This window comes from Enterovibrio nigricans DSM 22720, from assembly GCF_900167155.1.
In the GTDB taxonomy this organism is placed as follows: Bacteria; Pseudomonadota; Gammaproteobacteria; order Enterobacterales; family Vibrionaceae; genus Enterovibrio; species Enterovibrio nigricans.
Genome location: NZ_FUXU01000024.1, coordinates 47,793 through 58,515, shown reverse-complemented (window position 1 = coordinate 58,515; position 10,723 = coordinate 47,793). Strand labels below are relative to the sequence as shown.

The window sequence follows — 10,723 nt, the reverse complement described above, 5'->3', positions numbered from 1 at the left end:
AAAGTACACCGCGGCTTCCTTTAAAATGTCCCTTTCCATCGTAACCCGCTTTAAATCAGCCCTCAGCTGGCGTATCTCTGCACTTTGATCGTCTTCTTGTTTACGCTGCTTCTCGGGCTTATCGTACTTTTTAACCCAATCACACAAAGATTTGTAACTGACACCCAACCGCTCAGCTACAGAGCTGAGTGTATGACCTTGTTTTGTGACTTGCTGGACGGCTTGAATTTTGAATTCTTCTGGATAGCGTTTTCCGCTCATAGCAACACCTCATAGTTTGTTCAATTATATAGCTATTGAGTGTCTAGAGAAGCGGGGTCTTACCAGGTGGTTGTCTCCTATTTCTTCCTTTGGTGGTATTCATCTGAGTTTCCAGTGCTGGGTATTGGAATTTCACAAAAGTATCAAGGACAAGGATTGGGTGGGAAACTTATTGAGATTCTGATTGAAAATGCCAGAAGTAATAACTGCCGAGCGATCGAGCTTACAACGGTTTTGAATAATAATAGGGCGTTTGCGTTGTATCAAAAGCTTGGTTTTTTGTACTTAGGTAAAGTTAACAATTTGGTTGGGGATGGAAGCGTTGTTGAAGAGTCGCACATGTATTTTCCAATCGAGCCCGGAGTAAAAATCCCTCAAAGGAATCATGTAACACCGTTTTTATAATACTCACACCAACTGTTGAGAGTGACTCTGGGGTTTCGTGAACACGCTTTTCAGTCCAAAGAAGGTCGGTATGTCAGCCTGCAAATCGTAGAGGAAAGGCAGCCTAGTATTCACTTTACGTTAAACGTCGAACGCTTAGGGGCTTTCCATGAATCGGGTCGTATTCCACATTAACTAGAACAATGGGTCTACCACGTTTTACGTACGGTATAAAGATACGCTAGGACGAGAAGATAAGACAGGGGCTTATCTTGCATTACTAGCATCATTTCCCGCGTATTATCGGTTGTTCTCTAGCCCAATCGCCGTCTCAAACTTCACCTGACGCATCGCCACTGATGTGTGGAACTTACGTATGTTTAAGTCAGTATGAAGTACCCGCTCTACAAACGCTTCATAGGCTTTTATATCTGGTACACCGACGATCAGTACGAAGTCATAGCTGCCTGAAGTTTGGTAGCATTGCGTGACTTCGGGTGCTTTCAGGATGGAGGAACGAAAGACCTGATAAATCTCACGGCGGTCGCGTTCCATCTCCACCGAAACGATCATAGTCAATCTTACGCCTGCCAGCTCTGGATTAAGGATGGACACGTCCTTGGCAATGATTCCTTCATCACGTAATCGTTTTACCCGCTTTAAACACGCAGGTGGAGACAGGCCCACCTGTTCTGCGAGTGCCACATTCGCGATGCGATTATCTGTTTGAAGCACCATCAAAATACGCCTATCGATGCGATCTATTTCCATATTTCCCCACCTTCAAATTTTCGACTGCCAAATTTCTTATAGCGCCAGTTAAAAGAAATTGGAAACCTATTAATCCTAGCAATTAGAAATTCTGTTAACCCAAAGCGGTTTATCATGAAGTTTCTCAGGCGAACAAGGAGGTAGGGTATGCAAAAGGTTGTTCAGTTTTTCCGGCGAACGTTGTCTGATAGTGTCAATGTGGCTATCACGCTGTACAAAGTCATGATCCCAACCATCATCGTGGTGAAGGTTTTCGACGAACTTGGTGGTGTCGTCTGGTTTTCCCACTTCATTGCGCCGTTGATGAATGCGATTGGCCTTCCCAGTGAAATGGGGCTGGTGTGGGCTACTGCTATCTTTGTGAACATCTACTCTGCTCTTGTCGTCCTGATTAATACTGATGTGACCATGTCAGTGGCTCAAGCTTCTATTCTCAGTTGCATGATCCTACTTGCTCACTCCATGCCTATTGAAGTTGGGCTGGCGAAAAAGTCCGGCGTTTCAGTCTGGTGGAGCATTCTTACGCGCGTGGGTGGGGCTTTACTCTTGGGCTGGATTCTTCATTTAACCTACAGCGCGACAGGCTCGCTTCAAGAGCAGGCACACATCATTTGGCAACCAGCGGCGGTAGGGGATGCGACGCTGGCCGCTTGGGGTATCAGTCAGATTCAGAATCTCATTTTGGTTTTCGTTATGATCGTTACTCTAATTCTGGTGCTGAATATTCTTAAAGTCTTAGGCATTGAAAGGCTCCTCGCAAAAGCACTTAACCCCTTTCTCCGTTTACTGGGTATTAGTCAAGAAGCGACGAACCTAACGTTAATCGGCATTACGTTGGGTCTCTCGTACGGCGGTGGTCTGCTTATCAACGAGGCGAAAAAGGGACATATCCCTCCTAGAGATATATTCACCGCCATTACCTTGCTTGGGCTGCTTCATAGTCTGATTGAAGATACGCTTTTGATGCTGGTGATAGGTGCGGATTTCACCGCTATTTTCTGGGGAAGATTGGTTTTCGCGTTGGCGATGGTTGGTGTGATATCTCGGTTGATGCGACGGGTGGATGGTAAGTGGTACGAGCGATGGTTCTATCGCTCTGTCGTGACGGCATAAGCTGGATTCCAGAGGGGATAGCTCTTTGCTTGACTCCGCACCGATCAGCATCATATTGCCTACGCTTTTCTGAATAAATGGGACGCACTTTACGGCAAATCAGATAGCCCTCTCTACCATGCTTTAGCAAACGTAACTGTCCTTGTATCCTGTGTGTTCAAGTGCTTGTGGGGCTAGCTATAAGTTTTTACATTGTGAATTCAAATGGCTCATATTAGGTGGTGGCTATTATCGCTTTGGGGATCTAAATCGATTTGCTTCGTAGTATTTACACTCGCAATAAGTTCAAGGAGGAACGATGCTTAAAAGTAACCATATTTACTATCGGATTAATAAGGGTAAAGTCCAAGCGACTCATGTGGAAAGTGGCAAAGTCGTCACTAAGATCTGCGCAGCATTAGCTCATCCTCGAACGCTCATGGGGGATTTTTTTGAGATTGAAAAGTGCCTAAAAGAGATATCAACGGAGCTTTTGCCTAAAACACTTTTTTCGCTTGCTCCAATAGCGGTAGTTCAATTGCTTGAAACTTCGGAAGGCGGATACACCAATGTGGAAGTTCGGGCCTTTCGTGAGGCTGCTTTGGGGGCTGGGGCTAGGCGTGTATTTTTCCCTGAATCAACGTCCATGCTGTCACCTAGCGAAATAACGAACCTTGGATTTGAAGAGTTACCCAAGATATAAATGCCACCAACATCGATGCGTTTTTATTCAGGCAATAGCCGATTAGTTTTTTGGCGCTAAAGTGCGCAAAGAATGAGCTCCAGATAGAGCTCATTTTGCAGTTTACTTATGAATGATGATCTGCTCGTCGTCGTTCTTTACAAGGCTGGCTTTGTTTTGTTCGATTAATTGCGCGGCATAGGAAGGCGTGACTGCCTGAATTTCACCTTTGGCTCGCATCGAAAATCCACTCCATGCCTGATCTCGATATTTACCCGATTGCGTGTATTGAACGAGTACTTTCATTTCATCTCTCCGTGGCGGTTTACGTGCTACTCACCGTAATGGGTTTGATGGTTTGACGCATCATCTAAAAATGAAATGTAAGTTTGATAAATTGAAATAGAACGTTTTTACTCAGAGAGTATCTGTGCGGTTTTTCATTTCAGAAAGGTAAAAATGGACGAAGAGTCATCGGCTTAAGCAGACTACAAACGGCAGAAGGTCATCAATTTGCTAAGTCAGCCACGTTTTTTTGTGGGTACGAACTAACGTTTCTCGTTATGATTCAGCCGTGTTTTATTCCAGAGTTTGAATCAATGATTCGTTTGATCCGTGAAGATGATATTCCTGCGACTGCACTTGTTCATAAAGCCGCTTTTGTCCGGCAAGGACACTCGCAAGAGTGGATTCAATGTAACGCGAATGCGTTTCCTCGCTATTTAATTTATGTGGCTGAACTTGATGGGAACGTGGTCGGCTATATTATCTGGAATCAGAAAAGTGGTTTTCGCCCTGAAGCCGTACTGGAGCTTGAACAACTCGCAGTTTTACCCGATTTTCATGGCCAGGGTATTGGTCGCAAACTGGTTGTTGATTCGCTTCCTTTAGTGAAGCAGCAACTGGCAAAAAGACAGGCTGTGATAAAGCATGTCATGGTTACCACTCGCGCTGATAATTTCGCTCAGGACCTATATAAAAGCACACTGGGCGCGGAGATCGAAGCGACAATCACCAACCTTTACTCTGCTGATGAAGTATTGATGATTGCCCGTAACGTGACCGTTTAAACGTTATTGTTTTTGTTATTGCTACGTGATGAACGGTAGATAATGGAGTAAGAGCGGCATGAGTAATCGTGAGTATTTGATAAGAGAAGCAACACGCGAGGATGTACCCACGCTTTTGGCGTTGGAGCAATTTCTCATTGAAGCGGAAAGGGCGTGCAATGCAACCATGAAGCCTGAAAACATTAAATACTACGATTTCGACAGTTTAATTTCGAACGACGATGTTTGTCTTCTCGTTATCGAAAAAGACGGTGCGATTATTGGCGCGGGGTTTGGGCAGATAAGATCGTCGAATCCCGCTCTAAATCATGACGTTGATTGCTACCTAGACTTCATGTATGTAGACCCTCGCTATCGAGGGCAGGGGATCAATCGATTGGTGATCGAACACCTATTTGCTTGGAGCCAAGCACGGTCGGTAACCGACTTCTACTTGCGCGTCTATGCGGAAAATACGGCTGCAATACGTGCCTACGAGAAGTTGGGTTTTACACCGAACGTGCTAGAAATGAAGTTGAACCTAGGGGATGGCGACAAGGAAGTTGGGGATTAACGGCATGCTATGGGAATACCTCCCCAATCTCTGCCGGAGCCGACCTTTCGGATAAATAGTACAACTGAAACATCGTCACGTCATGGCACTTAAGGCGCGTATCCGCTAGAAATTGAGGATAGTCACTGTAGATTTGAGGTATCATGCGTGATTGACCAAGATGTAGCTACTCATGAATATACCCATTAACACTGTTTCCTCCTCAAATGTGTCCTGCTCAAACTGCAAAGCGTGTTGTTGCCGTCTTGAAGTTATGATTATTTCTGACACTGGCGTTCCAGAAGAATTTATCTTACGTGACCAGTACGGCGGTGAGACAATGGAACGATTAAGCGATGGTTGGTGTGCAGCCTTAGATAGAGACACCTACATGTGTACGATCTACGAAAACAGACCTTGGATATGCCGTGAGTTCGAAATGGGCTCTTATGAGTGCTTAGATAAACGCGTCGAACTCATAAATTGGACATACCCCGAATAAAAGAATCAAAAGGTTATTGGTGTTAAAGCCATGATCCCGTGTCTGCGGTAACCCTTTCCGGAGGGTTACGATTCTAAGTCTATCGTTTTACAACGTATCGAGAGCGTGCTTACTGCCGCACTTGGAGATAGGCTGCGTATGAAGTTAAGCGCTTTCGTTAAGTCTTGAGTTTCAATCTTTAGGTCGTTTTGAATTCGGCCGTCATTAGTCATATCTGTATCCACCACGCTCGGGCACAAACAACAAACTTTAATACCAAAGGGTAGGAGTTCAGAATAAAGAGATTGGCTATAGCTAACAATTGCAGCTTTAGTCGCAGAGTAAGCGGCTATCTTAGGAACGGGCTCTAAGCCAGCGGTTGAGCCAATAGTGTATATTTCCCCAAATCCTTGCTGCTTCATTTTTTCGGCAATTAAGTTACAGGCAATAATCGTAGACAGTACATTTACGTTTATGAGTTCAAAAAGCTTGCTTAAAGAAATATTGGTATGACCAAATGCCAGTACCCCCGCGCTATTCACCATGATATCTATTTTGTCATTGGTACTGATGAGCGAAGTGATGGTTGCTTCAACGTCGGATGGATTATTGAAATCTACCGAGACCGATTTTATGTCGCATGATGCATATTTTGAACGCAGTTCCGTTTCCGCTTTTTGAGGTTTTCCCTATTGAGGGATAGAAGAATGAGGGAGTAGCCTTGTTGCGCAAAGTAATGAGAAATAGCGTTGCCTATTCCGCGGCTAGCACCAGTGATCAATGCAACTTTAGACATAAAATATTCCTGAAAGACGCGCGAGTGTAAACGTTTAACACTACTAAATGTTGTCTAATACCTAAACTGTTTTTGCATTGAGGCGTTCTGTCGCTTGATGAGCGTAGGAGATAAACCCAGCAACCCTATTGAATGTGACTTTTCTTATTGATAGCCGGTGAGGCTGCCAACGATAGATTTCTCTCGCAAAAATGCAGTGCAACCTATAAAACCTCTTTTTGTCTCTCCCTATGCGTCTGTCTTGTAGGGATACTTTTACTCGTCGCTGCCATATGGAAGTACATTCGAAAGCGAAACCGTTTTTTACCGTGAGGTACCTGCCAGTGAAATGTCTCCTTGTGTTATCACACCCGCTCGAAAATAGCCTGTGTCATTATTTGTGCACTGAAACTGTTGATCACTTAATAGCAAAGGGGCATGAGGTCGAGGTACTGGATCTATACCGGCACCAGTTTGACCCGGTATTAACGCAGAGTGAAAGGCAAACCTACTATGCGCCGGAGTTTGATAAGAAAAACGTAGAGACAGAGATCCAGCAGTTGAAAGAAGCCGAGTTACTGGTGCTGGTGTTTCCCACCTGGTGGTTCGGTTTTCCGGCGATCTTAAAAGGTTGGTTTGACCGCGTTTGGGCACCTGGACATGCTTACGACCATGCGAGTGACCTTGGCGCGATAAAGCCTCGGCTGGAAAAGTTAAAAGAGGTGAAAGTCATTACAACAATGGGTTCTCCATGGTGGGTGGATACGTTTGTGTTATGGCAGCCAGTCAAGCGCATACTTCGTATTGCTTTGTTGGGCGCATGTGCCAAGCAGTGTCGGTTTTCCATGTTTACGTTATACCGAAGTGAAAACGTATCGAAAGCGCGGGTGGATGCATTTTTGGGGAAAATCAAAAGAAGGATCTGATTAAGGTATCTTTTAATAGCCTGAAGATTGAATAGAGGAGGATAGGATGAAATCTCAATTTGTGTTGCTGGCAAGGTACAACCAATGGATGAATGACGCCCTGTATGAAAAAGCGAAAAGCATGACGAAAGACAACCTCTATACGGATAAGGGTGCTTTCTTTGGCAGTGCATTTCATACATTAAGTCATATTTTTACGGGTGACCTGCTTTGGCTTAACCGCTTAACGACGGTAAAAGGAAGCGTTGATTTATCCAGCGAGCTAGCAAGTTTTCCGATGGTCTCATCGAACAAAGTCCACATCTATCACTGTGTAGAGGAGTTATCACACGCCCGCACACGGTTAGATGCCCTCATTATGAGATGGGTGGATGGCATTGATGTTAATGAGTATGAAAACACGGTTCAGTATAAAAATTTAGCGGGTTTGGTGATTTCAGATCCGTTGTCGTCTGTGTTGCTTCATTTTTTCAACCACCAGACACACCATCGTGGCCAATTTACGACATTGTTGAGCCAAAGTGGTGACAGCGAATATGTGACGGATCTCATTGCGTTATTGCGTCAATAATTGCCGATATTATCAACGTGCAAAGTGTGTTTCTTAACAACAGATTCATAATTAGAAGGTAAGGCGATGGGCAGCGATATCGACGTTGGTGAAAAGCATTATTTGGGTAGCTGCCATTGTGGCTTTGTAAAATTTAGCGTGAATGCTGAAATTGACCACGTTAGGGTCTGTAATTGCTCGGTATGTTCGAAACGCGGGACGCTGAACTTTCGGGTCTCCCCAGAACAATTTACCTTGCTGACTCCTATCTCATCTTTAGTGCTGTACCAGTGGGGCTCTAAAACGGCTGAAGATTACTTCTGTCCGCATTGTGGTGTTCTCGGGTTTCGCAAACCTAGCCAGCCAACGCCAAAAGAACGCGAGGAGGGGAGGTTGCCTTTTCTTGGTTGGGCAATCAACGTCCGATGCCTTGAAGGCATTGACATTGAAACCCTTCCCATCGTGAAAATTGATGGTGCAGCATTATAACATCTCGTTCATTCTATTCATCTCTCAGTGAACCCGACTGATATCAAAGCGTTGAGATATACCAAACCTTGTTTGAATTTGCGTGTATTTACTATGGTTAGAGTATGCGGTTCCGTCGTTGATGATGTGATTCACACTGCCGTAACGCGTAACCTCCGTTCTTGAGCAACGATCCTCATCGCATCAACTTTTGCTTAGAGAGAAAAGCTGATCGTGATTGACCCCATGTGAAGGAGAACGATATGGAAATCAAACAGAGACATAAAGCAACATGTCATTGCGGTTCAGTTGAACTTGAATTGAAAATGCCAAATGGGCTCGTCGATGCTAATCGTTGTTCTTGCTCAATGTGCAAAAAGCGTGGCACTGTCATGACCTCTGTAGCGGTTGAAAACCTGATGGTCACTCGGGGGGAGGAATTTCTCACGCTGTACCAATTTAACTCGCTGGCCGGTAAACACTATTTTTGCAAACGTTGTGGGATCTATACGCATCACCAACGCAGCTCTGATCCTTATTTCTATGGGGTTAACGTGGCCTGTCTTGAAGGCATTGACCCTTATAAACTGAGCCATGTTGCATTAACGAGTGAGATGCAGGATGCCTAAATAGCTGTGACGCTGTGTTCTTCATCCGAAAAAAGGGCATCGATTGATGCCCTCTTCGCTATTGGATTTTGCTGATTAAACGGTAAATCGGTGTACCAAGTTGTTCTGTGTTACTGCTTGCTCGTCTAATCGGTCACTAGCGCTCGCCACATCCTGCATCGCATTGTAACTGCTGTCAGCGATAAAGCTGATGTGTTCAACGTTTCGTGCAATATCCGCTGATGTGGTTCTCTGTTCCGCTGCCGCCTGTGCAATCTGGCTGCTCATGTCGCTGATCATCATGATGATGGCTTCAATCTCTTCCATGGCAGAGTTCGCATCAGACGCTTGTGTGACGCTGTTACTCATTTCGTCAACGCACTCTTGCATAACGGTCACTGCTTCACGAGATTGCGTTTGTAGCTTGCTGATCATGTCTTCAATTTCTGACGTGGAGTCAGAGGTACGCTTAGCCAGTACGCGAACTTCGTCGGCGACGACTGCAAATCCACGACCTTGTTCGCCTGCACGAGCTGCTTCTATCGCGGCATTCAGGGCCAGCAAGTTTGTTTGGTCAGCAATATTGCTGATAACGTCGAGTATTGTTTCAATGCTCGATGTCATCTCTTGAAGCGACGAAACAACCGCAACAGATTCATCAAGGCGCGTAGACAGTTGATGCGTTGTGCTGATACTGCGCGTCATGATTTCGCGACCTTTGGCCGCAGCATCGCCCACTTCCATGACTTTATCCATGGTTTGCTGTGCGCTGTTTGCGACATCTTGGACTGAGTGCTCCATCTCTGTCATTGCTGCGGCAACGGCTGTCGTTTGTTGACGCTGTTCGTTAAGCTGAGATTTTGCTGTTTGTGTTGTTGATTGGTTCTGAGCTGCAATTTGGGCCTGATCTTCGGCGGCATCTCTTAGCTGACGAAGAATATCTTGCAGATTGGCGGCGAGCGTATTGATGTGGTCAGCAAGTTGTCCGAATTCGTTATGCTCTTTTACGTCAATGCGCTTCGTCATGTCGCCTTCAGTAATCGCCTCAAGCACAGCAAGCGTATTGCTAAGTGGTTTACGCACGCTACGTGCGATGTTCCAACCAATAAATACAGTGATGGCCAGAATCAAAATACCAATAACGATGGTTTGCTGCACACCGGTTTTGAATACATGGTTTGCGTTCTCAATAGACTCCGCCATGACGACTTCGGCCTGCGTGCGGTACGAGGTCAGTATCGACATCGCGTTATCCACTTCGTCAGCAAGAACACCGATGTTGTCGTACAGTTCGTTTGTCGCGACCAGATAGGCATAGTGCTGATCAAGCACACCACCTTCACGGCTCACGTCTTTGGTGAACAGGTCTAAGTCTTTCTGGAATTTCTCGGTGAGCTCTGGCAGTTGAGATGTCAAAGAGCGGAAAGAGTAGTTCAATTGACGAATACTACGTTTGTTTTCCGTAATCGCTTTGTTGACATCGTCTAAGCTCATGCTCGCAAGTGCATCTGACGTATGTGTCTCTGTCTCGTTAAGCTTTTTAAAATAGGTTTTAGAAATGATCTTGATGGTGTTGTTGCCATTGTTTGCGATGAAGTCCTGCATGCCAAGGGCGAGCTGTGTGTTCATCCGCTGGAATTGGCGTGCGGATTTGACGCCTTCATCTTGTGCAGCTTGTTGACGCTGATAATTATCGATAGCGGTAGCGGCTTCAGCGAAGTAGCGTGACTGAATCTCACGAAGCTGCGTCAGTTGGTTTTCGAGTTCTGGTTGATCCGAAGATGCTTCATCCAGTTTTGCCAAAGCGCGATCGAATCTTGCACGCGCGGCCTCAAAGCTTTCCAATACTTCTGTGCTTTGAGAAACATTGTTCGTGGTCAGATAATCTTTAAAGATTTTGTCCGCAGCAAGCAGGCTAACACTTGCATCGTTAGACATTGATACTAAGGGCAGGGCTTCGGAGGTCACAACCTCTAATTGGTCATGAATATTTTGAGAACTGTTTATGTTAAGCGTATTGGTCGCCACAAGGCTGACGGCCAGCACTGCAAAACCAGCATACATTCTGCGGATTACAGAACTTTGTCGTTTCTTTGCCATTTTTATTCCTCCCACCAGTTTAT

General features: G+C 45.3%; 14 protein-coding genes and 1 pseudogene. 10 read left to right on the top strand and 5 right to left on the bottom strand.

Annotated features, from left to right (window positions below):
* Positions 1 to 261: transposase (locus B5D35_RS10840; RefSeq protein ID WP_139367746.1), on the bottom strand; the 261-nt coding region annotated here is incomplete at its 3' end.
* Between the two features lie 39 nt (positions 262 to 300).
* Between B5D35_RS10840 and B5D35_RS10835 the strand changes: the two genes are divergently transcribed.
* The gene (locus B5D35_RS10835) at positions 301 to 666 is read left to right on the top strand and encodes a GNAT family N-acetyltransferase (RefSeq protein WP_078752597.1); all 366 of its coding nucleotides are present in this window, start codon (positions 301 to 303) and stop codon (positions 664 to 666) included.
* A 279-nt stretch (positions 667 to 945) separates the two neighbouring features.
* Here the strand turns inward: B5D35_RS10835 and B5D35_RS10830 are convergent, their stop codons facing one another.
* Entirely contained in the window at positions 946 to 1,416 is a 471-nt protein-coding gene (locus B5D35_RS10830; protein ID WP_078752596.1) for an Lrp/AsnC family transcriptional regulator, read from the bottom strand.
* Positions 1,417 to 1,563: 147 nt separating this feature from the next.
* Here B5D35_RS10830 and B5D35_RS10825 point away from each other — a divergent pair, with 147 nt between their 5' ends.
* Together B5D35_RS10825 and B5D35_RS10820 are read left to right on the top strand one after the other, a co-directional pair.
* A complete protein-coding gene (locus B5D35_RS10825) occupies positions 1,564 to 2,529 on the top strand; it encodes a hypothetical protein (protein ID WP_078752595.1) in 966 nt (321 codons plus the stop codon).
* Positions 2,530 to 2,827: 298 nt separating this feature from the next.
* Entirely contained in the window at positions 2,828 to 3,211 is a 384-nt protein-coding gene (locus B5D35_RS10820; RefSeq protein WP_078752594.1) for a hypothetical protein, read from the top strand.
* A 102-nt stretch (positions 3,212 to 3,313) separates the two neighbouring features.
* Here the strand turns inward: B5D35_RS10820 and B5D35_RS10815 are convergent, their stop codons facing one another.
* A complete protein-coding gene (locus tag B5D35_RS10815; RefSeq protein ID WP_078752593.1) occupies positions 3,314 to 3,496 on the bottom strand; it encodes a hypothetical protein in 183 nt (60 codons plus the stop codon).
* 293 nt (positions 3,497 to 3,789) lie between these two features.
* Here B5D35_RS10815 and B5D35_RS10810 point away from each other — a divergent pair, with 293 nt between their 5' ends.
* The 3 genes from B5D35_RS10810 to B5D35_RS10800 all read left to right on the top strand — a co-directional run bounded on the left by B5D35_RS10810 (position 3,790) and on the right by B5D35_RS10800 (position 5,294).
* A complete protein-coding gene (locus B5D35_RS10810) occupies positions 3,790 to 4,260 on the top strand; it encodes a GNAT family N-acetyltransferase (RefSeq protein WP_198557148.1) in 471 nt (156 codons plus the stop codon).
* 58 nt (positions 4,261 to 4,318) lie between these two features.
* Entirely contained in the window at positions 4,319 to 4,813 is a 495-nt protein-coding gene (locus B5D35_RS10805; protein WP_078752591.1) for a GNAT family N-acetyltransferase, read from the top strand.
* A gap of 172 nt (positions 4,814 to 4,985) precedes the next feature.
* Positions 4,986 to 5,294 carry a YkgJ family cysteine cluster protein gene (locus B5D35_RS10800; protein ID WP_078752590.1) on the top strand — a complete coding sequence of 103 codons (309 nt, stop codon included), beginning with the start codon at positions 4,986 to 4,988 and terminating at the stop codon, positions 5,292 to 5,294.
* Positions 5,295 to 5,359: 65 nt separating this feature from the next.
* Here the strand turns inward: B5D35_RS10800 and B5D35_RS10795 are convergent.
* Positions 5,360 to 6,069 (bottom strand): annotated as a pseudogene (locus B5D35_RS10795) (SDR family NAD(P)-dependent oxidoreductase).
* A gap of 323 nt (positions 6,070 to 6,392) precedes the next feature.
* Between B5D35_RS10795 and B5D35_RS10790 the strand changes: the two are divergent.
* The 4 genes from B5D35_RS10790 (at position 6,393) to B5D35_RS10775 (ending at position 8,621) form a co-directional block, all read left to right on the top strand.
* Positions 6,393 to 6,974, top strand: coding sequence for an NAD(P)H-dependent oxidoreductase (locus B5D35_RS10790; RefSeq protein WP_078752600.1), 582 nt, complete (start codon positions 6,393 to 6,395; stop codon positions 6,972 to 6,974).
* A gap of 46 nt (positions 6,975 to 7,020) precedes the next feature.
* Complete coding sequence (locus B5D35_RS10785) at positions 7,021 to 7,545, top strand: DinB family protein (RefSeq protein ID WP_078752589.1); 525 nt, start codon at positions 7,021 to 7,023, stop codon at positions 7,543 to 7,545.
* A 66-nt stretch (positions 7,546 to 7,611) separates the two neighbouring features.
* Positions 7,612 to 8,013, top strand: coding sequence for a GFA family protein (locus B5D35_RS10780; protein ID WP_078752588.1), 402 nt, complete (start codon positions 7,612 to 7,614; stop codon positions 8,011 to 8,013).
* Positions 8,014 to 8,255: 242 nt separating this feature from the next.
* Complete coding sequence (locus B5D35_RS10775) at positions 8,256 to 8,621, top strand: GFA family protein (protein ID WP_078752587.1); 366 nt, start codon at positions 8,256 to 8,258, stop codon at positions 8,619 to 8,621.
* A gap of 75 nt (positions 8,622 to 8,696) precedes the next feature.
* Here the strand turns inward: B5D35_RS10775 and B5D35_RS10770 are convergent, their stop codons facing one another.
* Positions 8,697 to 10,700: a HAMP domain-containing methyl-accepting chemotaxis protein gene (locus tag B5D35_RS10770; RefSeq protein WP_078752586.1), complete on the bottom strand. Its 2,004-nt coding sequence runs from the start codon at positions 10,698 to 10,700 to the stop codon at positions 8,697 to 8,699.
* Positions 10,701 to 10,723 lie beyond the last annotated feature (23 nt).